Raw genomic sequence first — 22,008 nt, forward strand, 5'->3', positions numbered from 1 at the left:
TGTTAAACCTTTTTCGAACGTAATTGCTGCTTGCTTTCATCCGAAAAATGAAGTGTCTCCACTACTTTAATATAATCAATTCTTGGCGAATATCCAAGTGTCATTATGTGACCTGCTTCCATTAATTCGTCTTTGCTAATGGATTTACGGCCGTTTTGCTGCTGCCGCTCCCAGAAGAAAAAGAGATCTGAAGCGGGCAAATAATAAACGGAGCCAAAAGCGGATATAATAACGAAACAAATACCGCCTTGCTTTTCAACCTGTTTCATATGCTCAATTTGATGGTCGTGGAAATTTTTGAGCGGAAACGAGGTAGTGCTTTTGGTTTCCTTTGCTTCAAAATCGATATAGCGACCTTTGTACACCCCGTTATAGTCCGTTGTGGATGATTGTTTAAAATAGGCTTCTTTAATGACAGCAGCACTTCTTTTTGGATAATCCACATTCACAATTTGAACTGGGGTAGGCTTTTTATGAATGACTGCGATCCCGTTGACCAAATAGTATTGGTTCGTTTCATTTAAATCAGCCTCAAGCGTCATCCCGCGGTTACTATAAGAGGATTCGCCGCTGATTCTTTTTTTTGTCCCAATTTGTTGAATGGGCTGATACGATTTTCCGTTTGGATACCGAATCATCAAGTTTCAGCCTCCTTTTAATGCATTTTGTATTGGAGAGATCACCATGTTGTCCCAAGAAGAGCACATCATCACTCAGCAAATTTTGCGTGAAACAAAAGCGAAAAATAAAGACAACCTCACGAGGACAAATGCTTACAAGCGCTTTTACGACCGGCATCCAGAGATGAAATGGTCGTTGCTCGCTTCCTTTGTCTCGAGAAATGCTGGGTGGTCCATGACAGATTTAAAGGGCGAGCTCTTCCATCCAGGTTTAACGGATCAGCAGGGGCACCTTTTTTTCACAGCATATGAAAGAGCGAATTGGCTGATCTTTTCAGATGCTTACCCGCAGCTTCTTTTGTATGAATGGTCTAAAAGGTGCAATAAACCTTTGTTTCATCTGCTGCCTTATTTCTCCGTGTCTCGTTTTATGAGTGCTGAGTGGGAACGTTTCTGGCTAAAGCGTGACAGAGAGCGTCTGCTTTATGCACTCATCATAAATGAACAATATACTATACAATCTCCTATTATACAAAATCCTCTTCTGAAAAAGAATGTTTTTCACTCGATTCAATATCTTTTCAGCGAGTGGGGACATTTCCAAACCGTTGTTTTTCCAACGGTGGACGGGCATTTGTACGGATTAACCATACGGAAGTTTTCCAATGTAAAGGAGCGAATTACATTAGGAAAAAAACTAGCGAAACTATTATTTCGAGCCGATTTGTTTTCGGATTTTTATCATTTTTTGCATACCGTTCCGCATACTGGGTCTCGGTTTGATTTTGAGCCTTTTTTAGGGATCGCTAGAAGGTCAACACCTTTTCTTCGAACGGTTTATCCGGTGATGACACATTCATTAGACGATCAAAGGGAAGATTGGTTTCAAAAGAAATTGAGTCCATCTTTATTTGAGGCAGAGCCGCTGCCAAAACAAATTGAGCTGACCGACTGGTATTTTCATAAAAAAAGACAGCTTCGTTTTCTTTTCTCATTAGAGCACTATTTTTTGCATAAATAAAAAGCAGGGGGTGCCTGCTTTTTTTACGTTGATGGACGATTAGGACCGCCGAGCTTTTTATCAAGTTGATCTGTACTGTTTTCTTTCCCTTTTGGCTTTTGCTCTTTTGGTGCTGGCTGCTTTTTCATGAAATCTACCTCCTTTTGTCCTTAGAATTTACACAATCGGACGCAATCATACAAAGAAGGACAAGCATCTGTCGAAAAGGAAGAAATAGCGCTCATCTACACTTAGATTGGCGATTTGCTTCTAGTTTTGTCATGTGTGAAGGAGGGGGAGAAAGAAAAGAGAATGTAACGAGAGACGATAAAGGAGGAATCTGATGATGAGCGAATTTGTATCAAAAGAATCCATTATGCAGTTGTTAGAGGAAATCGAGCGAAAAATTGATGCGGTGGAGGAAGAGCTGTCACTTGCTGTGAAGCAGACAAAACGTGCAGCGATAGAAGAGCAAGAACAAATGATTGACAGGCTTGAATCAGAAGTAAAGGACTGTGAAGTGAAGCTTCATGCAGCCGAGTATAAACTGACGGCAAGACCGGCATATCACGCCGGATAGCTTTTCTATTTGAGCAATAGGTAAACGTTTGATAGGATGGTTCATAGAGGTGAACACTTTGGATAATCAAACATTGCTTGAACATACACAAGAGCTTAGAATATGGATCGAAGAAGCGTATGAGCAGTACCAAAAGGGAAAGGCTGAAGAGGAGTACCCATCTTATGATTTTTATACGGATATTCAGCCGGCCGTTGTTACATTTGATCAGAAAATGGAAGAGTGGCTCACCGCTGCGATCTCGTTTATTGAGCAGGCCAAACCTAGATATTTACACCAAGAACAGCTTGAAGCTGTAAAAGAAAATGGTAAAGAGGTTGTCCTGCAATCTTATTTTGGTAAACAGCACGCACCCCGTGTGAAAAATTTAGTTGAGTCAGTGGTTTACACACTGAACCTTTTAATAGAAGAAATCAAAAAGCGCAGCTGAAGACATATGCTGCGTTTTTCTTATGGCTTCTTTAGGCACATCTTCTGTTCTTGGTCATAATATATGAGTGACATCAATATGTGTTGAGAGCGAGAGGAGCGAGATAGATGATCCCTTATTCAAACCAGCAGCCTTATGAATTCAATCAATTCAAGCAAAGGCCTTTTCCGTATTCAGAGATGCAGCAGCAGCCTCCGCAGCCTCCAGACTATTTCATGCCGCCATATCAAGGTGGAGGTGGAATGAACCAGGCACCATCTACTGTTTATCAGCCGCCTTATGGATACCAAGAAAACGTGCCGCCTTTACAGCCGCCCGAAGCGATGAATCCACCCCAAATGCAGCCGCCAGGCATGATGCCTATGCAGCCGCCGATGAATCCTTATCCTTTGCCAAGACCGCAAAAACAGCAGCCATCTCAATTTAAAAGTGTGCTGTCACAATTCAAAAAGACAAATGGGCAATACGATTTTAACAAAATGTTTGATACAGCTGGCCAAATGATGAGTACAATGAATCAAGTAGGCTCATTGGCGAAAGGATTTACAAGCATTTTTAAAGCATAGTTAAAACCCAATAGATCGATCTATTGGGTTGTTTGCTTTGGCGCAGACACATGAAGCGATTGATCTTTCCACAAACTCTTCATTTTCGTTTCATCTATTTTTGCCGGCATTAAAATGGTTTTGGTAAAGCTGGAATACGAAGAAGTCGTATCTGTTTTGATTTTTTCCTGCACTGATAAGTGTAAATATTGGGCTTTTACTTCTAGCGCAATGTCTCCTTCGACAAAATGGTCTGGAAATTGAATCTCGATATACACATTTTGTTCATCCTCTGTCACATCGGTCGTAATTGATGCAAGTGAGTGCGATGTGGTCATGAGTGCCTCCGCACTATTTAATATCTCGTGAAACGGGGAGGATGCAAAAAAGTGTTCAATCGCTTCATATAGCATATCTTCATTTGCCAGCATTTCATGTTTCTTTTCGCCTTCATGTTTCATCTGAATCACCTCTCATCTACAGCCTATGCAGAAAGGGCTCAGGCGGTTATCAATTGATGAGAGGAAAAAATTATGATTAAATAGTGTTAATGAAGCAAGGTGTATGGGTGCAAAGTTTCATACACTGAATAGATCTAGGAAGCAAAGCTTGAAGGGAGCAAATAGACATTGCTGAAAAAATTATTCGGTTTCGGAAAAAACCAAGATGATGTAAAGGAAGAAGTCATTTATTCTCCAGTTGATGGAGAGTTAATGGATATGACTGATGTACCAGATCCCGTCTTTTCTCAAAAGATGATGGGAGACGGCGTAGCAGTAAAACCAAAAAGTGGGACGATTGTGTCACCAGTAGAGGGTGAAATCATTCAGCTCTTCCATACAAAACATGCAATTGGCATTCGAACACTCTCGGGGCTTGAGCTTCTAATTCATATCGGACTTGAAACAGTTGGATTAAATGGTGAAGGATTTGAAGCACACATTAAAGAAGGGGATAAAGTGAAAATCGGTGATCCTCTTATTACGTGTGATTTAGAACTGATTGAAGAGAAAGCATCAAGTACAGTGACACCGATTGTGATTATGAACGGTGACCTGGTCGAACGGCTTGATAAAGAACCAAAAGGCTCTGTAGAAAAGCAGACGTCCAAGCTCTTTACAGTGAAAATGAAATAATCCATGAATAGAAAAAACTACCCATTGATAGGGTAGTTTTTTTATTGAGGTGAGGACATTAATCCTCCATTGGAACCCAGCCTTGACTCGCTTCCATGACAGACCACAATCCTTCTGGAATGAGATACTTGTCTTTTTGGCTGCGTTTAATGACGGTTTCAATCTCTTGTTCTCTGCCTTCTTTAATTTTCTTTGCCCAATCTGGGTCGACGATCAGCTCTCGTGCGACAGCGATGAGTGGAATCCCTTGGTTGTAAGCATGGAGTGCATCTTCAGCTGTAATGACGCTGCCTACTCCAATAAGCGGAAGAGTATCGCCGCAGCGTTCTTTTAGCAGTTCCATACGTGTCTTATTAGAATCTGCGCCTCGTCTTGCTTTAGAGCCAATCTCCATTAAAGAGATATGCAAATAATCGAGGTTTTTTGTTTTGAGAACATCCACTAATGTAAACGTCTCTGTCATTGTTAAACCAGGTGTTTCTGGTTCTTCAGGAGATAACCGGTATCCAAAGATAAACGGTTTAGCCGCATGCTCTTTGATCGCCTCTTTGACTGCATCTACAACAGCAATAGGGAAAGCTAGACGTTTTTCTTCATTTCCTCCCCATTGATCTGTACGCTGATTGCTATGCGGTGAGTAAAATTGCTGTAATAAATAACCGTTCGCCCCGTGAATTTCCACGCCGTCAAACCCTGCTTGAACCGCTCGTCTTGCCGCTTCTTTAAAGGAGTCGATAATATGAGTAATTTCCTCTTCTTTTAAAGCGCGTGCAATTTGTTTTCCATCTTTAAACACATCACTTGGCGCAACCACATCACCGTTTGGAACTAAATGAGGGAGAGCCTGAGAGCCGCCGTGATGAATTTGAATGATGGCTTTTGTTCCTTTTGCCTGAATAGCTGAAGCCAATTTTTTCAGGCCAGGGATATCTTCATCTCTTGCGATAGAAGGCTGTCCTTCAAATGCTTTTCCATCTGGAGTCACGTTCGCACATGCTGTAATTACCATGCCCATTTCACTTGATCTAGCTGTAATGAAGTCAATTTCGTCTTTTGAAATGGTGCCATCGTCATGAGAACCAAAGTGTGTCATTGGAGCAACCACTAACCGGCCATCAATAGAGGCGCCTCCAGGAAACGTAAATGGTTCAAATAAAGGCTTAAATTCGTTTTTCAATCTGATCATCTTCTTCCTTGATAAAATCATTTCACTATAGAAGTGTAATCGATACTGTTACATCAGTTCAAAGTATTTGCTCATAAGCTCAGCATCAAAAAATTGCCGCCTAGTCATGCAAACAAATATTCGGTACACTAGAATGAGAGGTGGACGCAATATGAAAAAGAAAACAATGAACGAACTGATAGAAGAATTAAAGAAAGACGAACAGGTAGAGCATTGGCATGAAATTGAAGCAAAGCCTGCACAGACCTCTCCCGTTCCGGAAAGAGTGGATGACAGGCTAAAAAAGGCACTTGAAAAACGAGGCGTGAAAGAATTGTACATTCATCAAAAAGAAGCCTTTGAACGTGTAATGAATGGTGAGCATGTAGTGACTGTTACACCAACTGCTTCAGGTAAAACGCTTTGCTACAATCTGCCTGTTCTTCAGTCGATTGCAGAAGACCAGACAAACCGCTCTCTTTATTTATTCCCAACAAAAGCGCTCGCACAGGATCAAAAGAGTGAACTTAACGAGATTATCCACGAGATGGATGTTCCGATTCATAGTGAAACATATGATGGGGACACCTCCCCAGCCATTCGGCAGCGAGTCAGACAAGCAGGACATATTGTCATCACTAACCCAGATATGCTGCATTCAGCTATTTTGCCTCATCATACGAAATGGGTCAGCTTGTTTGAGAATTTGAAGTATATTGTCATTGATGAGCTTCATACATATCGAGGTGTGTTTGGCAGTCATGTGGCCAATGTGATTCGCAGGTTAAAGCGAATTTGTGCATTTTACGGAAGTGATCCGGTGTTTATTTGTACTTCCGCAACGATTGCGAATCCAAAAGAGCTGGCGCAGCAGCTCACAGGGAGCAAAGTGCATCTTATTGAACGAAACGGAGCGCCTAGCGGTAAAAAGAATTTTGTGTTTTATAACCCGCCAGTGGTGAATAAGCCATTAAATATTAGACAAAGCGCTGCAACTGTCGTCAATCAATTGGCTAAAACATTTTTAAAAGAAAAAATCCAAACGATCGTATTTGCTAGAAGCAGAGTACGGGTAGAAGTGATTTTAAGTCATATTCAAGAGCTTGTGAAAAAAGAAATCGGTCCAAAATCGATTCGCGGGTATCGGGGTGGCTATTTGCCAAAGGAGCGGCGCGTGATTGAAAAGGGATTAAGAGAAGGGGACATTTTAGGAGTCGTCAGCACGAACGCACTAGAATTAGGGGTAGATATAGGTCAGCTAAAGGTGTGCATTATGACGGGGTATCCTGGCAGTGTAGCGAGTACATGGCAGCAGGCAGGACGTGCTGGAAGACGTCATGAGGAGGCGCTCATTATCATGGTGGCGAGTTCCTCACCCCTTGATCAATATATTGTCAGACACCCTGAATATTTCTTTAATAGACCGCCTGAAGCAGCCAGAATCAATCCTGAAAACCTCATTATTTTAGTGGATCATCTAAAATGTGCTTCTTACGAGCTGCCATTTCGGACGGATGAACAGTTTGGCGACATGGAAGTAGAAGACATTTTGCAATACTTACATGAGGAAGGGGTTCTTCATTTTAGCGGGAACCGGTATTATTGGTCAGATCAATCGTTCCCAGCGCATGGGATCAGCCTGCGGTCTGCAAGCCAGGAAAATGTGGTGATTGTGGATCAATCCGACGTAGCGAATGTTCGGATTATTGGAGAGATGGATCGATTCAGTGCAATGACATTGCTTCATGATGAAGCGATTTATTTACATGAAGGGGTTCAGTATCAAGTAGAAAAGCTAGATTACGAGCATTTGAAGGCTTATGTGAAACAGGTGGATGTAGAATACTATACAGATGCTAATTTAGCTGTTCAGCTCAAGGTGCTTGAAATTGATCAGACGACAGAGAAAGAAGCGGTATCTGTTCACTACGGTGATGTGACCGTCAACGCAATGCCGACCATTTTCAAAAAAATCCGGCTCAGCACTGGTGAAAATATCGGTTCTGGTCCGATTCACTTACCTGAAGAAGAAATTCATACAAGTGCGGCCTGGTTTGAATTACATGAAGCAGAGCGGAGATTTGAAGAGAAAACACTTGAACAGCTACTGCTTGGCATTGCAAATGTTCTTCAGCACATTGTACCTGCTTTTGTGATGTGCGACCGTTCAGATATTCATGTTGTTTCACAAATTAAAGCGGCACATACCGGCAAACCGACAGTCTTTTTATATGACCACTACCCTGGCGGAATCGGCTTAAGCAAAGAAGTCCAAGCTCGTTTCGATGAAATAGCAGGTGCAGCCATTCAGCTTATAGAGCGGTGCCGCTGTGAGAACGGCTGTCCATCATGCATTGGCATGGAAATGAAAGAGGTCAATGGAAAAAGCAACATTGTTGAATTGATGTCTGTATTTTAAGGGAAAGGAGGAAGGCACCTACTTATGTCTTTAAAAGGAAAATTAAATCGAATGAAGAAGCACCTGTCGCACAACCAGCCAAATGAAAAACGGCAAAAAGCAGTGGAAGGACAACCTCAGCCTGTAACGGCCGAAAACATCCCATTTATAAAGGAATGGGAGCAATTGGGTGCAGCTCCATATCACTTTGAGGATTCCTTTTGTCTCATTCGAGAAGTCACCTATTCATTAAATGATAAGCATGGACTCTACTCGTTTGCGGAACTGCCAAAGATCATCGAGGCATGGAACAAAAGCGGCATCCAGCATTCTCTATCGGCTAAAGGTTACAAGCCGCATGAACTGTTTTTCTTTGATACAGAAACAACAGGATTATCTGGCGGGACGGGAAATATGATCTTCTTGTTAGGACATGCACGGGTTTTTGCTGACAAAGTAGTCGTGAAACAGCACCTGCTCACGAATCCGGGAAATGAAGCGGCTCTTTATAAAAGCTTTCTCGATGAAGTGAACGTAGAATCTCTAGTAACATATAATGGAAAATCGTTCGATTGGCCGCAAGTGAAAACGAGACATACCTTATTACGAGATCAAATCCCTGCACTTCCAGAGTTTGGCCATTTTGATCTTCTGCACGGATCAAGACGATTGTGGAAGCATAAATATGAACGAATGGCGTTGTCCGTGGTTGAAAAAGAAGAGCTGCACGTCCACCGGGAAGGCGACACACCGGGTTTTTTGGCACCGATGATCTATTTTCATTTTTTAAAGGAACAAAATCCTAAGCTTATTGAAGGGATTTTGACTCATAATGAATTAGACGTCCTATCATTAATCAGCCTCTACATTCATCTATCCAAAAAAATTCTTTCTATGGATGCGGTAAAGGAGCACGATGAGAAATATGCACTGGCTAGGTGGCACCTTGCGCATCGTGATGTACAGGAAGCCACGAAGCATTTGCGGGAATTAACAGGTGCTGATTTTGAGCATGCCAATCAGGCAGCTTATGATCTCTCCTTACAATATAAACGGCTAAACGAATGGGATGAAGCGATTAGAATATGGGAAACATTATTTGAATCAAGTGATGTCCATTTAGCATTAAAAGCGGGTATAGAGCTTGCGAAGTTTAAAGAGCATCGCCAAAAAGATGCAAGGTCAGCTCTTTCCATCACAGAATCTTTATTATCTTTCTCATCGTTAAGCGAGCGAGACACGGAAGAGCTTGAGAAGCGAAAAAAACGGCTATTGAGAAAAGCTGGGTAATGAAATATTATTACCCGGGAAAGCGCAAAAAATGACAACGTTCGGCTCTCGACCGAAAATAAAAATTGTTTAGCACTTTTATTGTAGAAAAGCCGCGAATCCTGTAAAATAACGTTAGATATTGAATGAGGAGCGTATAGCATGTATAAGGGTCTTTTCTACTTGTTTTTTCTTGTGGTCATTTTGGTCGCTTTTGTGTTTTCAAACTATAAAGATATTTTTCTTGCCAACTTTTAAAATAGGTTAATGCATTAGTACATGTACACCTCTTGATTCATACATTGTTAATGTAAGAAAATAAAGGAGAGGGGAATGCTACATGTACCATCATCATCATTGCCATCCGAATGTTACACAGCCAATTGTTCATCCGACGAATCATTGCTGTACACACAGCGAGTCAACAACAATTGTGCCGCATATCCACCCGCAGCATGTGACAAATGTTCACCATCAAAATTTCCAACATGTTCACTACTTCCCGCATACGTTTTCTCAGGTGGACCCGGCAACACATCAACACTTTAACTGCGGTGGACCTTGCTGTAACAGATAAAGTGAATGGGACTTTTATAAGTCCCATTTTTTAAAAGCAGGTGAAAAAATGAAAATTATTGCTGTCACAGGGTACAAGCCGTTTGAGCTTGGGATATTCAAACAAGACGAGCCTGCACTTCAATACATAAAAGCGGAGCTTCAAAAAAGGCTGACAGCCCTTATCGAAGAAGGTCTGGAATGGGTTCTCATATCAGGCCAGCTTGGGGCAGAAATTTGGACAGCCGAAGTGGTGTTTGAGCTTCAGGAGAAATATCCAGCGTTAAAACTTGCAGTCATTACGCCATTTTACGAACAGGAAGAGCGCTGGAATGAACAAAACAAAGAGTTGTATGAAGGAATTGTTGCACAGGCCGATTTTGTAGAAAGTGTCACGCATAGACCGTATGAAAGTCCGGCACAATTTAAACAAAAGAACCGCTTTTTTATTGAAAAAACAGATGGTCTACTCGTCTTATATGATCCCGAGCATGAGGGATCACCGAAGTATATGATAAGAGAAGCGGAAGCCTATACCGATTACCCCATTATGTACATCACGATGGATGATCTAAGAGCGCAGGTTGAGGCGGAAGATCCGTTTTTTGATTAAAAGCAAGAGAAAATTTGACAACGTCACGTATTTCTGAAAAAATATACTATGAATTCACGATATGAGGTGAAAAAGATGCTTGCTGATAAAGTAAAGCTTTCTGCGAAAGAAATTTTAGAAAAAGAATTTAAAACAGGTGTCAGAGGGTACAAACAAGAAGAAGTCGATAAATTTTTAGATATGGTCATTAAAGACTATGAGACCTTCAACCAAGAAATCGAAAAACTTCAACAAGAAAACCTTCACTTGTCAAAACAGCTAGAAGAAGCTGTTGAACAAGGGAAAAGACAGCCTGCACAGTCTAATACAACGAACTTTGATATTTTAAAAAGACTATCGAACCTTGAGAAACACGTTTTCGGCAGCAAACTTTATGATTGAGTCTTGCTGAAAAAGCTTGTGCCAGATGTCATTGTCGTTTATAATAACGCTTGTTGATTAACGTTCGGGTAATCGCTGTAATGCTATTTAGGGCATTGCAGAGGAAAGTCCATGCTCGCACGGTGCTGAGATGCCCGTAGTGTTCGTGCCTGGCGAAAAAATAAGCCAGGGCAGCCTGGGAAAGGCTGACGGCAGGAAAAATGCCTACGTCCTTTTAGGATATGGCAAAGTATCCTTGAAAGTGCCACAGTGACGAAGTCTCACTAGAAATGGTGAGAGTGGAACGCGGTAAACCCCTCGAGCGAGAAACCCAAACTTGGTAGGGGAACTTTCTCAAAGGAACCAAACGGAGAGAAGGACAGAGAATTCTGTAGATAGATGATTACCACCTGAGTACGAGGCATTTGCCGTTTGCAGTACGATGGAACAAAACATGGCTTACAGAACGTTATATCCGTTATAATAAACATGATGAAAACAAAGCTCTCCTATTTCAACATATGGAGAGCTTTTATCTTGAATACATAAAAGAACGAGAAAACAGGTGATAAATCAATGAAAACCTATACACTCATCGCAACAGCGCCAATGGGAATCGAAGCAGTTGTTGCAAAAGAAGTAAAAGACCTTGGCTATGAGTGCACAGTCGACAACGGAAAAGTGATTTTTAAGGGAGATGCTCTGGCGATTTGCCGTGCAAACCTTTGGCTGCGTACAGCAGACCGGATCAAGGTACAAGTTGCTGAATTTTCGGCAAAAACATTTGATGAGCTTTTTGAACGGACAAAGGCGATTGACTGGGCCGCTTTTTTACCGAAAAACAGTACGTTTCCTGTCATCGGTAAATCTGTAAAATCTCAGCTTGCCAGTGTGCCGGACTGCCAGCGCATCGTCAAAAAAGCCATCGCGCAAAAGCTCAAATCCTCCTACAACATTCAGTCTGATTGGCTTGAAGAGACAGGACCTGAATATAAAATCGAGATCGCTCTTTTAAAAGATAAAGCTGTGCTTACTCTTGATACATCTGGTGTAGGTCTTCATAAGCGCGGATACCGTGTAGATCAAGGCGGAGCACCTATTAAAGAAACGCTGGCTGCTGCGCTCGTCTTATTAACGAACTGGACACCTGACCGTCCGTTTGTGGATCCTTTCTGTGGATCAGGAACAATCGCCATTGAAGCAGCCATGATAGGACAAAATATTGCCCCAGGATTTAACCGGGAATTTGCGTCTGAATCATGGGAATGGATCGGTGAAGACGTATGGAACAAAGCGCGTGTGGAAGTAGAAGAAAAAGCAAACTATGACCAGCCGCTCCGCATTATTGCTAGTGATATCGACCATCGTATGGTAGACATTGCAAAAATGAATGCAGAAGAAGCAGGATTAAGTGAACTGATTGAGTTTAAGCAAATGCAAGTAAAAGACTTTCAAACAAAAGAAGAGTACGGTGTGATTGTCGGAAATCCTCCTTACGGTGAACGACTGAGTGATAAACCAGCAGTTGAAAAAATGTATCAAGGAATGGGTGAAGCGTTTAAGAACCTAGACACCTGGTCCATTTACATCTTAACGTCACACGAAAAATTCGAAGAGTGCTTCGGAAGAAAAGCGACGAAAAAGAGAAAACTGTTTAACGGATTTATCAAAACAGACTATTATCAATATTGGGGAAAACGCCCGCCTAGAAAGCAAACAAACTAATCGTAATAAAGAGCCGCACCGAAAAAAAGGTGCGGCTTTTTTGTGCTGAAAAGGTATAACTCCTCGCATGGCGGAATAAACTGAACTTGATTTTAAAAAAAGAGGTGTCTTCATGATTCATTATGATCAAATTCAGTTAATCCAAAAAGCACTCACTTCGACTGCTCAAGAAATAGAAGGGCATGAAGGTGGACAATCTGCTCAGCTTACGGCAGCCATCGAAGATTTGGCGCTGGCTCAGGCATACATAGAACGTTCTGAGCATGCTTTTTTAATGAAGGAAAACTATCAACATCGCCTGCGCTCATAAAAAAAGATTGTGTTTCCCCAGCGTAAATGGTACTATTGAATGTCTGAATGATTCAAAAGTTGGGGGTTGAAGCAGGTGACAGCATCTCGTTTGCCTTTTTCATTATCAAAAGAACATAATTTTTACGAAGAACTGGGCAACTGGATTGGTGATGTGTTTTATGACATTTTGCCAGAAAAGGGCTTTGATCTTCGAGATGAACAAATATTCATGGCTTTTCAGCTAGAAAGAGCCTTTAAAGAAAAAAGTGTGATGTTTGCCGAAGCTGGGGTAGGCACAGGCAAAACCATCGTCTATCTCTTATTTGCCGTCACTTATGCAAGGTATACAGGGAAGCCTGCGATTATTGCATGTGCGGACGAAACGTTAATTGAACAGCTCGTTAAACAAGAAGGTGATATCTATAAAATTGCCAATCACCTTGATATTCAAATAGATGCGAGATTAAGTAAATCGCATGATCAATATTTATGCTTAAAAAAACTAGAAAAAACGATGCAGCGTGAAGATGATGAAAAGTGGCTTGATATTTATGAAGCACTGCCTTCATTTGTTCATGAATCTCATGGCATGCAAACCTTTTATCCGTATGGCGATCGAAAAGAGTATCCAGAGTTATCAAATGATGAATGGTCACGAATTGGCTATGACTCGTTTCAGGACTGCCTGACGTGCGACATGCGTCATCGCTGCGGTCTGAATTTATCAAGAGATCATTACCGGAAAGCGACAGACCTCATCATTTGTTCACATGATTTTTACATGGAGCATGTGTGGACGAAGGAATCCAGAAAACGTGAGGGCCAGCTTCCGCTGCTTCCTGAGCATAGCTCCGTTGTCTTTGATGAAGGACATCTTCTCGAGTTTGCCGCACAAAAAGCGTTGACTTACCGAGTGAAGCAATCAACGCTCGAAACATTTTTGGAGCGTCTTTTGCAAAACGATATACGCGAAGAATTTGCAGAGCTTGTTGAAGATGCACTTGCAACAAACGATGAGTTCTTTTATCTTTTAAAAACACATGCCAAAGAAGTCAAAGGCTCGCACCGGCTTGAAATTGGGCGTGTGGATGAGGTGAAGCGTTCTGCAAGTGAATTGTGTGACTTGCTTGAAAAAATCGGAGAAGCGCTCGTGTTTGAATCTGAGATGTATACGATTGATCAATACGAATTATCTGTTGTGGAAGAATACATTGAACAAATGGCGTATTCTTTATCACTTTATCAAAAAAATGCCATTAGCTGGCTGGAAAAACAGGAATTAGATACAACATTTGTTGTGATGCCGAAGACGGTTGCAGAGGTGCTTGGCGAAAAAGTATTCTCGCAAAAAAGACCATATATTTTCTCTTCCGCTACATTGTCTGAGAATCAATCCTTTGATTATTTAGCTGAAAGTCTTGGGATTAAAGATTACTTATCAATGAGTGTCGCTTCACCGTATGATTACGATGAACAAATGAAGATTTATTTCCACGGAATTCAGCAGCTCGCTGAACAAGAGGAAAAAGCACAGCAAGTGATCACACAGCTTAAAGAAAATGGAGGACGATCTCTGATATTATTCCCTTCATTTGACGAACTCCATTTCTTTAGAAAGCAGCTTGAAGCAGCAAATGAATCACTGCCGTTTGACGTATATTTTGAGGGAGACGAGGAAATCAGCACGATTGTTCAAAAGTTCCAAGCTGATGAGACATCCGTGTTATGCTCTGTTCATCTGTGGGAAGGGCTTGATATTCCAGGTCAATCATTAACGAATGTGATCATCTGGGGACTTCCTTATCCGCCGCATGATCCGGTATTTGAAGCGAAACGGAATGAAGCAAAGGATGCACATGCTGAAGTTGACCTTCCGTATATGCTGCTTCGCTTACGCCAAGGTATCGGAAGACTGATCCGGACAAGCCAAGACGCAGGAAGCATTCATATTTACTTTGATCGTCAGGAAGATACTGAGCTTCAAAGTAAAATTGAATCCGTCCTGCCAGTGAAGCCCATCATCACATCTTAAATAGCTGAAAACTTGCAAATGAGGAGGATACCGCTGTGTATCCTCCTTTTTCATTGACAAAAGAACATTCATTGAAGTAGCCTTGAAACGTACATACATATTTTATTGATTGGGGGAACAAACGCATGAGTCTAGAAGCAACTGAGAAAGCGTTTTATCAATTACTAGGGAAAATCGCCCATTATACAGAGGCGCTCCATTTACTTTATTGGGACTCTAGAACACAAGCACCTAAAAAAAGTGCAGATTTTAGAGCTGAAACGATCGGTCAATTATCAAGTGATATTTTTAATATGAAGACTTCTGATGAAATGAGAGATCTTCTTCTCGCATTAAACAAACATCGAGATGAGCTGTCAAAAGATACACAGAAGGCGCTCGAATTATCACAAAAAGAGTATGATGAAAATAGCAAAATTCCGAAAGAAGAATTTAAAGAATACTCGATTTTACAGTCAAAAGCAGAGCATGTTTGGGTAGAAGCAAGGGAGAAATCAGACTTTTCACTCTTTGCACCATACTTAAAACAGCTCATTGACTTTAACAAGCGTTTCATCCAATATTGGGGCGTGAAAAAAACGCCTTATGATGTGCTGCTCAATAACTATGAGCCAGATATGACGGTTGAACAGCTTGATCAAAAATTTGGTGCACTTCGTGACGCCATTGTTCCTCTCGTGAAAAAAATTGAAGCCTCTCCTAATAAGCCGGATACTTCATTTTTATCGAAAAGCTTTCCAATCGATAAACAAAAGGAATTAAGCCTCTTTTTCTTAAAAGAATTAGGTTATGACTTTGACGCAGGCCGCCTTGATACAACGGTTCATCCATTTGCAGTGACATTGAGCAGAGGGGACGTGCGTGTGACGACCCGTTATGATGAACATGATTTTCGAATGGCGATCTTTGGCACGATTCATGAATGTGGTCATGCGATCTATGAGCAAAACATTGATGAAGCACTGAGCGGAACGCTTTTGTGTGATGGCACTTCAATGGGTATCCATGAATCACAGTCTCTTTTCTTTGAGAACTTTATCGGCAGACACGAAGATTTCTGGAAAACGTATTATCAAAAGCTGCAAGAAGCCTCTCCTGAGCAATTTAAAGATGTTTCATTAGAAGACTTTGTGCATGCAGTGAATGAATCGAAGCCGACTTACATTCGAATTGAAGCCGATGAACTGACGTATCCGCTTCACATTATCATCCGCTATGAAATTGAGAAAGCAATTTTCAATGAAGAAGTAGCGGTTGAAGATCTGCCTGCACTTTGGAATGAAAAATATCAAGCGTATCTTGGCATTACGCCTCCTAATGATGCACTCGGTATTTTGCAGGATGTTCACTGGTCTGATGGAAGCTTTGGATATTTCCCTTCATATGCCCTTGGTTATATGTATGCGGCGCAATTAAAGCAGCAAATGATCAAAGATTTGCCAAATTTTGATGAACTCATTCAAACTGGGTCTTTTGCACCGATAAAAGAATGGCTAACGGAACATGTTCACCAGCATGGAAAACGGAAAAAGCCATCTGAAATCATTCAAGATGCAACAGGCGAAGAATTAAATGTTCAATATTTAATCGACTACTTAACGGATAAATATACGAAACTGTATTTATCATAAAAGAAGGGCACCCTTTCATGAGAAGGGTGCTTTTTTGATGCTTGAATATTCTAAAAACGAACAATTTGTGCTGATCTATTATTTTAGTTCGGTATTTTTCTAGAAAAGTGCTTTCCAAGCGTATGAAATCTTGTTATAATTTGAACACTATAACACTCATATAATCGCGTGATGATGGCACGCAAGTTTCTACCGGACACCGATACGGTCCGACTATGAGTGAGCAAAATGAAACAGCTCTTGTTTGAGCTGATGATCCGTGGATCGTTTTCGCATTGCTTGCTCCTCATGGACAGCAATGCTTTTTTTATGCAAAAAATTGAATGTTAGCCAATATGCTGGGGGGAAGAATGATGGAATTGTTACGTCAAAAAATTGAGAACGAAGGAATCGTTCTGTCAAATCAAGTGTTAAAGGTAGATGCTTTTTTAAATCATCAAATTGATCCTGTGTTAATGCATGAGATTGGGCAAGAGTTTGCTAGATTATTTAAGCATGATGGCATTACAAAAATCATCACAATCGAATCTTCAGGCATCGCGCCTGCTGTGATGGCTGGGCTTGCTCTTCAAGTACCTGTTGTGTTTGCTAGAAAACGTCAATCACTCACATTAACGGATAACCTGTTAACAGCCAGTGTGTACTCTTTTACGAAAAAAGTAGAAAGCACGATTGCTATTTCAAATAGTCATCTGAGTGAAAATGATTGTGTGTTAATCATCGATGACTTTTTAGCAAATGGTGAAGCTGCGAAAGGGCTTGCTGCGATTGCAAAGCAGGCGAAGGCGAAAGTAGCCGGATTTGGCATTGTCATTGAAAAATCATTTCAGCCTGGAAGAAATGCGCTTGTGCAAATGGGCTACCGCGTTGAGTCCCTCGCGCGTATTGAATCACTTGAGGAAGGGAAAGTCACGTTTGTACGGGAGGTACAATCATGAGTGCCGCTAAAAAAGTCAAAACGCTCTCGCTTGGCATTCAGCATGTGCTGGCGATGTATGCCGGTGCTGTTCTTGTGCCGCTCATTGTTGGAGATGCGCTCGGGCTCACGCCTGCACAGCTGACTTACTTAATCTCTGCAGATATTTTCATGTGCGGGGCTGCCACATTGCTTCAAGTATGGAAAAACCGCTTCTTTGGGATCGGTCTGCCTGTTGTATTGGGATGTACATTTACTGCAGTTTCTCCTATGATTGCGATTGGCTCTAAGTATGGAATATCGTCTATCTATGGAAGTATTATTGCTTCGGGGTGTATCATCATTCTGCTTTCCTTTTTCTTTGGGAAGCTTGTGAAATTTTTCCCACCTGTCGTGACAGGGTCTGTCGTCACCATTATTGGGATAACCCTTATTCCAGTAGCGATGAACAATATGGCAGGAGGAGAAGGAAGTGCTGATTATGGTTCTTTTGAAAATCTCGGCCTTGCTTTCCTTGTGCTGTTTATCATTGTACTGCTCTATCGATTCACAACTGGCTTTATGAAGGCGATCGCCATATTAATCGGTATTCTCCTTGGGACAGCAGTTGCTGCGTTTATGGGGAAAGTGGAAACAGCTGAGGTGGCAAACGCCCAGGTTTTCCGCATGATTGAGCCATTTTATTTTGGCATGCCGACCTTTGAATTTGCACCGATCATGACCATGACGTTAGTTGCGATTGTGTCATTAGTTGAATCAACAGGCGTTTATTTCGCACTAGGTGATTTAACAAACCGTTCGTTAAAAGAAAAAGATTTGGCTAAAGGCTATCGGGCAGAGGGGATTGCTGTGCTATTAGGCGGAATATTCAATGCTTTTCCGTACACAGCCTACTCGCAAAACGTTGGATTGATCCAGTTAACAGGCGTCAAGAAAAACCAAGTTATCGTTGTGACAGGTGCATTACTCATGTTATTTGGACTTTTTCCTAAAATTGCTGCATTTACGACGATTATTCCAAAGTCCGTTCTTGGCGGCGCAATGGTTGCGATGTTTGGGATGGTCATTGCCTACGGTATTAAAATGCTCTCGCGTGTGGATTTTGCCAAACAGGAAAACCTGCTCATTGTTGCATGCTCAGTGGGTATCGGCTTAGGTGTCACCGTTGTGCCGCAAATGTTTGAGCATCTGCCAGAATCAATCAAATTATTAACAAGTAATGGCATCGTGGCCGGTAGCTTTACCGCTATTTTGCTTCATATTATTTATCACATGATTCCTTTTAAAAAAGAAGCCGGGCATGACCTGGTAGAAGAACCTAAGCAATCTGTTATGTAAACCCCTCTCTTGGAGAGAGGTTCAGATTATGGACAAAGAGCTAAAATGACCTTTTATTTTAGCTCTTTGTCTTCTTTTTAGCTTCATAAAAAACCTTTGAAGTCCTAGGGATCCTAGGAAGGAGCGTGTGAGGGTTTGTCTACAAGCTGAAAGCCCGCATCTTTTGGATACGGGCTTTTTGTGATTAGCACTATTAATGTTGTACCGGCGGCATTGTTTCGTTAATGACTGCAAATGTATAGCCCCTTGCTTTTAGCTGTATAATCAGGCTATCTAAATAGTTTGTGGTAGAGGGTTGATCATGCATTAAAATAACTTTTGGTTCCCATGGTTTATTTTTCTCAAACATTTGCAATTGCTTCAATACCTCTGGAACATATTGTGAGTTTTTATATCTCCAGTCAAGGCTATCAATCGTCCAGTCCCAGTAAATAAAGCCATTTTGGTTTAAACGTACTTTTTGATGATATGTTAAATTTGGAACACTGCCATAGGGGGTTCTTACAAGACGGCTGTAGACGCCTGTAACAGAGGCAAGAATACGCTGAGCTTCTCTCATTTCATTTGCAGGAGACTCGCTGTTCTGATAAAAGAGGTTTATATCATGCGTCATGCCATGAAGACCTAATTGATGTCCTTCTTGATAAAGTCTTTTCACAGCTGATTGGTGTGCTTGAATTTGCGGTCCAAGCATGAAGAACGTCGCCTTCACGTGATGTGCTTTTAATACATTTAACAGCTGATTTGATGTAGCAGAAGGACCATCATCAAATGTTAAAAAGACCGTTTTATTCGTTGCCTGTTGGTTTGGATTGGTCTTAAAATGTGTATCCAATGTTCTTGTAGACTGATCTTTTGCTTTCAGACTGATGCTTGTGTCACGGAAGTCACTGCTGGCAACATTTTTTGCTTGCCCATTTGTCGCCTGCAAATGGGGTTTAGACATATCCCAGATAAAAATGAGAAACAGTGTAAGAAGCACTAAACCAATTACCTTTGAGAGAAGTATCGTGTTGTAGGGTGTCTTTTTTTTGGAAACCTTTTTCATTACAATCACTCCAGTCAATTAAATTTTGAGCTGAACCATGTTGTAGATCCTTTCTTTTTTCACTGTTTTTCTTGGTACTCATATTGATTAAGTATATAGTGGGAAAAATCCTTTTAATATAGAAAATTCAAATAAATTAGAAATTTATGGTTGTTACTTTGAGTTGATCAGCAAAAAAAGGTGATCCATTCATGTTTAAATAAAATCATTCTGAATAATGATCGAAATTTTATTTAAAGTAAAGGTGGGGGTCTACGGTCTGAACACTTCTCTTTTAGAAGTGTTTTTTTGCATAAAAAAAGCAGGTTCGCTTGGCTTAGAACGAACCTGTGAAGGAGGAAAACTACATCATGTTTTCACCTATATTATCCAATATTTATCAATTGTCGTCAAGACAAAAAGTTAGCCGGAGGAAAATATTTTGACTGAATTGTGACGTTTTGGCATGTATATCCTTTTTTCGATAGGGGATATTAATCGAAAAAAGGGGTGAAGCCGATGGCGTACATTCTTTCTGTTGGAACGAGTCTGCCAAAACATCATGTGGATCAGAAAATGGCGGCTGATTTTGCAAGATCTCAATTTAAACGATCGTTTAAAGATATCGACCGGCTGCTCAGAGCTTTTCAAAACGGAGAAATCGAGAGCAGACAGTTTGTGCAGCCAATTGAATGGTATCAGACGCACCACTCTTTTGAGGAGAAAAACAATCTCTATTTGGAAAAAGCATTGGCTCATGCAAAAGAAGCGGTCATACATTGTCTTCATGAGAAGGCGTTCCTGAAAAAGCCGATTCCGTTTGAAGAGATCGATGCATTGTTTTTTATTTCAAGCACCGGACTTTCGACACCAAGTCTTGATGCAAAACTGATGAACGTTCTTCCTTTTTCGCCTTATACGAAACGAGTGCCGATTTGGGGATTAGGGTGCGGAGGCGGGGCGGCAGGATTGTCCCGGGCTTACGAATACATAAGGGCATTTCCAGAAGCAAAGGTACTAGTTGTTGCCTGTGAACTGTGCAGTTTAACCTTTCAGCCGCAAGATCAATCAAAAAGCAATTTAATCGGTACATCTTTGTTCGGAGACGGGACAGCAGCGGTACTCTTAACTGGAGAAAAAGGTGTATCTGAATACGCCGATCTAAAAACAGTTCCTAGAGTGCTTGGTACACAATCCGTCACAATGAAACAGTCTGAGGATGTGATGGGCTGGGAATTTACAAGTGACGGCTTTCGGGTTATTTTCTCCCGTGACATCCCTTCCATTATTTCAGGCTGGTTAAAGGAGCAAGTCGATCAATTTTTAGAGCAGCAAGGGTATTCGGCAGAAGACCTATCGGTTTTTCTTGCCCATCCTGGAGGAAAAAAAGTGATTGATGCCTATATTGATAGTCTATCCTTACAAGAGGATCAGCTTTTTTCATCAAAAGAAGTACTCAAACAACACGGGAATATGTCCTCTGCCACAGTTATGTATGTCATCAAGCATTATCTTGAACGTCAATCTGCTGAAGCGGGGGATATGGGTCTTTGCGGAGCGCTTGGCCCTGGCTTTTCCTCAGAACTTCTGCTCATGAAATGGGAGGAGGTCATGTCATGATCGTTTGGCTGATCATTGGTTTCTTCGTTTGTCAGCGGCTTATTGAAATGCTTGTGGCCAAAAGAAATGAAAAGAAAGTGAAAGCGATCGGTGCCATTGAATTTGGTGCTAGTCATTATCCTTATATGGTCGCTATGCATGCGGGCTTTTTTCTCTCACTCATGGTTGAGGTATGGGGGTTAAACAGGCCGCCGTCGCGCTATTTTCTTGTGCTGCTCGTTTTTCTGCTGGCCACACAGGTGATTCGATACTGGGCATTATGTTCTCTTGGGACGTATTGGAATACAAAGATTTTAGTTGTACCAAATGCGATGATTGTTAAAAAAGGACCTTATCGCTGGTTAAAGCATCCTAACTATGTAGTGGTGGCAATTGAGCTGATGCTGATCCCGCTTTTGTTTAATGCCTATTTTACCGCCATTTTGTTCACATGTTTAAATGCATGGATGATGGCCGTGAGAATTCAAACAGAAGAGAAAGCGCTCAATCAGTATTTATTAAATTAATATTGAAAATCATTATCAATTGTGATACACTTTCATTAATGATAAGCATTCTCAATCAAGAAGGATGGACGGTGATCACATGACAATGGTTTTCTTACTCGGTACGGTCTGTGTATACAGCCTATTAATTGGCTTCGTATTAAAAGGTGTTTCTAAAAAATCTGCTTCCTGATCGCAGTCAATTGTGACTGATCGGGCAGCAGATTTTTTTTATTTCCTCAGATCAGAAGAAAAATCTCTTCATTTTGTGT

Annotated in this window: 24 protein-coding genes, 1 other RNA gene and 1 riboswitch; of the genes, 20 read left to right on the plus strand and 5 right to left on the minus strand. The window is 41.2% G+C overall.

Annotated features, from left to right (window positions below):
- Nucleotides 1–2: 2 nt before the first annotated feature.
- A complete protein-coding gene (gene recU / locus MHI60_RS16205; RefSeq protein ID WP_095408853.1) occupies nucleotides 3–638 on the minus strand; it encodes a Holliday junction resolvase RecU in 636 nt (211 codons plus the stop codon).
- A 46-nt stretch (nucleotides 639–684) separates the two neighbouring features.
- On the opposite strand from recU, the gene MHI60_RS16210 reads away from it, so the two are divergent.
- Nucleotides 685–1,641, plus strand: a complete 957-nt coding sequence (locus MHI60_RS16210) for a DUF2515 domain-containing protein (RefSeq protein WP_048239359.1) — start codon at nucleotides 685–687, stop codon at nucleotides 1,639–1,641.
- Between the two features lie 23 nt (nucleotides 1,642–1,664).
- Here the strand turns inward: MHI60_RS16210 and sspM are convergent, their stop codons facing one another.
- Complete coding sequence (gene sspM, locus MHI60_RS16215) at nucleotides 1,665–1,769, minus strand: acid-soluble spore protein SspM (protein WP_012010346.1); 105 nt, start codon at nucleotides 1,767–1,769, stop codon at nucleotides 1,665–1,667.
- 197 nt (nucleotides 1,770–1,966) lie between these two features.
- Between sspM and MHI60_RS16220 the strand changes: the two genes are divergently transcribed.
- From MHI60_RS16220 to MHI60_RS16230, 3 genes are all read left to right on the plus strand, one after another.
- Nucleotides 1,967–2,200, plus strand: coding sequence for a DUF5446 family protein (locus tag MHI60_RS16220; RefSeq protein ID WP_238409345.1), 234 nt, complete (start codon nucleotides 1,967–1,969; stop codon nucleotides 2,198–2,200).
- Nucleotides 2,201–2,249: 49 nt separating this feature from the next.
- Nucleotides 2,250–2,630, plus strand: a complete 381-nt coding sequence (locus tag MHI60_RS16225) for a YppE family protein (RefSeq protein WP_238409344.1) — start codon at nucleotides 2,250–2,252, stop codon at nucleotides 2,628–2,630.
- 107 nt (nucleotides 2,631–2,737) lie between these two features.
- Nucleotides 2,738–3,196: a YppG family protein gene (locus MHI60_RS16230; protein ID WP_238409343.1), complete on the plus strand. Its 459-nt coding sequence runs from the start codon at nucleotides 2,738–2,740 to the stop codon at nucleotides 3,194–3,196.
- Between the two features lie 20 nt (nucleotides 3,197–3,216).
- On the opposite strand, the gene MHI60_RS16235 is transcribed toward MHI60_RS16230, so the two are convergent.
- Nucleotides 3,217–3,636, minus strand: coding sequence for an Hsp20/alpha crystallin family protein (locus tag MHI60_RS16235; protein WP_095408851.1), 420 nt, complete (start codon nucleotides 3,634–3,636; stop codon nucleotides 3,217–3,219).
- Nucleotides 3,637–3,804: 168 nt separating this feature from the next.
- Here MHI60_RS16235 and MHI60_RS16240 point away from each other — a divergent pair, with 168 nt between their 5' ends.
- Complete coding sequence (locus MHI60_RS16240; protein WP_095408850.1) at nucleotides 3,805–4,311, plus strand: PTS glucose transporter subunit IIA; 507 nt, start codon at nucleotides 3,805–3,807, stop codon at nucleotides 4,309–4,311.
- A gap of 58 nt (nucleotides 4,312–4,369) precedes the next feature.
- Here the strand turns inward: MHI60_RS16240 and MHI60_RS16245 are convergent, their stop codons facing one another.
- Entirely contained in the window at nucleotides 4,370–5,488 is a 1,119-nt protein-coding gene (locus tag MHI60_RS16245) for an NADH-dependent flavin oxidoreductase (protein WP_224928710.1), read from the minus strand.
- Nucleotides 5,489–5,648: 160 nt separating this feature from the next.
- Here MHI60_RS16245 and MHI60_RS16250 point away from each other — a divergent pair, with 160 nt between their 5' ends.
- The 12 genes from MHI60_RS16250 to pbuX all read left to right on the plus strand — a co-directional run bounded on the left by MHI60_RS16250 (nucleotide 5,649) and on the right by pbuX (nucleotide 18,604).
- Nucleotides 5,649–7,895 carry a DEAD/DEAH box helicase gene (locus tag MHI60_RS16250; protein ID WP_144484475.1) on the plus strand — a complete coding sequence of 749 codons (2,247 nt, stop codon included), beginning with the start codon at nucleotides 5,649–5,651 and terminating at the stop codon, nucleotides 7,893–7,895.
- 24 nt (nucleotides 7,896–7,919) lie between these two features.
- Nucleotides 7,920–9,164 carry a ribonuclease H-like domain-containing protein gene (locus tag MHI60_RS16255; protein WP_144484472.1) on the plus strand — a complete coding sequence of 415 codons (1,245 nt, stop codon included), beginning with the start codon at nucleotides 7,920–7,922 and terminating at the stop codon, nucleotides 9,162–9,164.
- 319 nt (nucleotides 9,165–9,483) lie between these two features.
- The gene (cotD, locus tag MHI60_RS16260; RefSeq protein ID WP_080967839.1) at nucleotides 9,484–9,720 is read left to right on the plus strand and encodes a spore coat protein CotD; all 237 of its coding nucleotides are present in this window, start codon (nucleotides 9,484–9,486) and stop codon (nucleotides 9,718–9,720) included.
- A 48-nt stretch (nucleotides 9,721–9,768) separates the two neighbouring features.
- The gene (locus tag MHI60_RS16265; RefSeq protein WP_186437299.1) at nucleotides 9,769–10,311 is read left to right on the plus strand and encodes a DUF1273 domain-containing protein; all 543 of its coding nucleotides are present in this window, start codon (nucleotides 9,769–9,771) and stop codon (nucleotides 10,309–10,311) included.
- A gap of 75 nt (nucleotides 10,312–10,386) precedes the next feature.
- Entirely contained in the window at nucleotides 10,387–10,692 is a 306-nt protein-coding gene (gene gpsB, locus MHI60_RS16270) for a cell division regulator GpsB (protein WP_012010336.1), read from the plus strand.
- Nucleotides 10,693–10,752: 60 nt separating this feature from the next.
- An RNA gene (gene rnpB, locus MHI60_RS16275) (RNase P RNA component class B) lies at nucleotides 10,753–11,138 on the plus strand.
- Between the two features lie 109 nt (nucleotides 11,139–11,247).
- Nucleotides 11,248–12,396 (plus strand): class I SAM-dependent RNA methyltransferase, encoded by a 1,149-nt coding sequence (locus MHI60_RS16280; RefSeq protein WP_095408846.1) that lies wholly within the window; start codon nucleotides 11,248–11,250, stop codon nucleotides 12,394–12,396.
- A gap of 112 nt (nucleotides 12,397–12,508) precedes the next feature.
- On the plus strand, nucleotides 12,509–12,706 hold the full coding sequence (locus MHI60_RS16285; protein ID WP_111290353.1) for a hypothetical protein: 198 nt from the start codon (nucleotides 12,509–12,511) through the stop codon (nucleotides 12,704–12,706).
- 75 nt (nucleotides 12,707–12,781) lie between these two features.
- Entirely contained in the window at nucleotides 12,782–14,719 is a 1,938-nt protein-coding gene (locus tag MHI60_RS16290) for an ATP-dependent DNA helicase (protein ID WP_095408844.1), read from the plus strand.
- Nucleotides 14,720–14,844: 125 nt separating this feature from the next.
- A complete protein-coding gene (locus tag MHI60_RS16295) occupies nucleotides 14,845–16,350 on the plus strand; it encodes a carboxypeptidase M32 (protein ID WP_025093083.1) in 1,506 nt (501 codons plus the stop codon).
- 136 nt (nucleotides 16,351–16,486) lie between these two features.
- A riboswitch (purine riboswitch) is annotated at nucleotides 16,487–16,586 on the plus strand.
- A gap of 117 nt (nucleotides 16,587–16,703) precedes the next feature.
- Nucleotides 16,704–17,288 carry a xanthine phosphoribosyltransferase gene (gene xpt / locus MHI60_RS16300; RefSeq protein ID WP_111290348.1) on the plus strand — a complete coding sequence of 195 codons (585 nt, stop codon included), beginning with the start codon at nucleotides 16,704–16,706 and terminating at the stop codon, nucleotides 17,286–17,288.
- Nucleotides 17,285–18,604 carry a xanthine permease PbuX gene (pbuX, locus tag MHI60_RS16305; protein WP_144484469.1) on the plus strand — a complete coding sequence of 440 codons (1,320 nt, stop codon included), beginning with the start codon at nucleotides 17,285–17,287 and terminating at the stop codon, nucleotides 18,602–18,604. Before xpt ends, pbuX begins: the two co-directional genes overlap by 4 nt.
- A 193-nt stretch (nucleotides 18,605–18,797) precedes the next feature.
- Here the strand turns inward: pbuX and MHI60_RS16310 are convergent, their stop codons facing one another.
- Nucleotides 18,798–19,652, minus strand: a complete 855-nt coding sequence (locus MHI60_RS16310) for a polysaccharide deacetylase family protein (protein ID WP_144484466.1) — start codon at nucleotides 19,650–19,652, stop codon at nucleotides 18,798–18,800.
- A gap of 498 nt (nucleotides 19,653–20,150) precedes the next feature.
- On the opposite strand from MHI60_RS16310, the gene MHI60_RS16315 reads away from it, so the two are divergent.
- The 3 genes from MHI60_RS16315 to MHI60_RS16325 all read left to right on the plus strand — a co-directional run bounded on the left by MHI60_RS16315 (nucleotide 20,151) and on the right by MHI60_RS16325 (nucleotide 21,929).
- Nucleotides 20,151–21,251, plus strand: coding sequence for a 3-oxoacyl-[acyl-carrier-protein] synthase III C-terminal domain-containing protein (locus MHI60_RS16315; protein ID WP_144484463.1), 1,101 nt, complete (start codon nucleotides 20,151–20,153; stop codon nucleotides 21,249–21,251).
- A complete protein-coding gene (locus MHI60_RS16320) occupies nucleotides 21,248–21,757 on the plus strand; it encodes an isoprenylcysteine carboxylmethyltransferase family protein (protein WP_111290340.1) in 510 nt (169 codons plus the stop codon). Before MHI60_RS16315 ends, MHI60_RS16320 begins: the two co-directional genes overlap by 4 nt.
- 85 nt (nucleotides 21,758–21,842) lie before the next feature.
- Nucleotides 21,843–21,929, plus strand: coding sequence for a Fur-regulated basic protein FbpC (locus MHI60_RS16325; RefSeq protein WP_226340839.1), 87 nt, complete (start codon nucleotides 21,843–21,845; stop codon nucleotides 21,927–21,929).
- The last annotated feature ends 79 nt before the right edge of the window (nucleotides 21,930–22,008 follow it).

This window comes from Bacillus sp. FSL K6-3200, assembly GCF_038630485.1.
GTDB lineage: Bacteria > Bacillota > Bacilli > Bacillales > Bacillaceae > Bacillus > Bacillus safensis.

Excerpts from the sequence above, each read along its gene's own strand:
- recU (WP_095408853.1), bottom strand. The coding sequence starts at position 638 with ATGATTCGGTATCCAAACGGAAAATCGTATCAGCCCATTCAACAAATT.
- MHI60_RS16210 (WP_048239359.1), top strand. The coding sequence starts at position 685 with ATGTTGTCCCAAGAAGAGCACATCATCACTCAGCAAATTTTGCGTGAA.
- sspM (WP_012010346.1), bottom strand. The coding sequence starts at position 1,769 with ATGAAAAAGCAGCCAGCACCAAAAGAGCAAAAGCCAAAAGGGAAAGAA.
- MHI60_RS16220 (WP_238409345.1), top strand. The coding sequence starts at position 1,967 with ATGAGCGAATTTGTATCAAAAGAATCCATTATGCAGTTGTTAGAGGAA.
- MHI60_RS16230 (WP_238409343.1), top strand. The coding sequence starts at position 2,738 with ATGATCCCTTATTCAAACCAGCAGCCTTATGAATTCAATCAATTCAAG.
- MHI60_RS16235 (WP_095408851.1), bottom strand. The coding sequence starts at position 3,636 with ATGAAACATGAAGGCGAAAAGAAACATGAAATGCTGGCAAATGAAGAT.
- MHI60_RS16250 (WP_144484475.1), top strand. The coding sequence starts at position 5,649 with ATGAAAAAGAAAACAATGAACGAACTGATAGAAGAATTAAAGAAAGAC.
- MHI60_RS16255 (WP_144484472.1), top strand. The coding sequence starts at position 7,920 with ATGTCTTTAAAAGGAAAATTAAATCGAATGAAGAAGCACCTGTCGCAC.
- cotD (WP_080967839.1), top strand. The coding sequence starts at position 9,484 with ATGTACCATCATCATCATTGCCATCCGAATGTTACACAGCCAATTGTT.
- MHI60_RS16265 (WP_186437299.1), top strand. The coding sequence starts at position 9,769 with ATGAAAATTATTGCTGTCACAGGGTACAAGCCGTTTGAGCTTGGGATA.
- gpsB (WP_012010336.1), top strand. The coding sequence starts at position 10,387 with ATGCTTGCTGATAAAGTAAAGCTTTCTGCGAAAGAAATTTTAGAAAAA.
- MHI60_RS16280 (WP_095408846.1), top strand. The coding sequence starts at position 11,248 with ATGAAAACCTATACACTCATCGCAACAGCGCCAATGGGAATCGAAGCA.
- MHI60_RS16285 (WP_111290353.1), top strand. The coding sequence starts at position 12,509 with ATGATTCATTATGATCAAATTCAGTTAATCCAAAAAGCACTCACTTCG.
- MHI60_RS16295 (WP_025093083.1), top strand. The coding sequence starts at position 14,845 with ATGAGTCTAGAAGCAACTGAGAAAGCGTTTTATCAATTACTAGGGAAA.
- xpt (WP_111290348.1), top strand. The coding sequence starts at position 16,704 with ATGGAATTGTTACGTCAAAAAATTGAGAACGAAGGAATCGTTCTGTCA.
- pbuX (WP_144484469.1), top strand. The coding sequence starts at position 17,285 with ATGAGTGCCGCTAAAAAAGTCAAAACGCTCTCGCTTGGCATTCAGCAT.
- MHI60_RS16310 (WP_144484466.1), bottom strand. The coding sequence starts at position 19,652 with ATGAAAAAGGTTTCCAAAAAAAAGACACCCTACAACACGATACTTCTC.
- MHI60_RS16315 (WP_144484463.1), top strand. The coding sequence starts at position 20,151 with ATGGCGTACATTCTTTCTGTTGGAACGAGTCTGCCAAAACATCATGTG.
- MHI60_RS16320 (WP_111290340.1), top strand. The coding sequence starts at position 21,248 with ATGATCGTTTGGCTGATCATTGGTTTCTTCGTTTGTCAGCGGCTTATT.
- MHI60_RS16325 (WP_226340839.1), top strand. The coding sequence starts at position 21,843 with ATGGTTTTCTTACTCGGTACGGTCTGTGTATACAGCCTATTAATTGGC.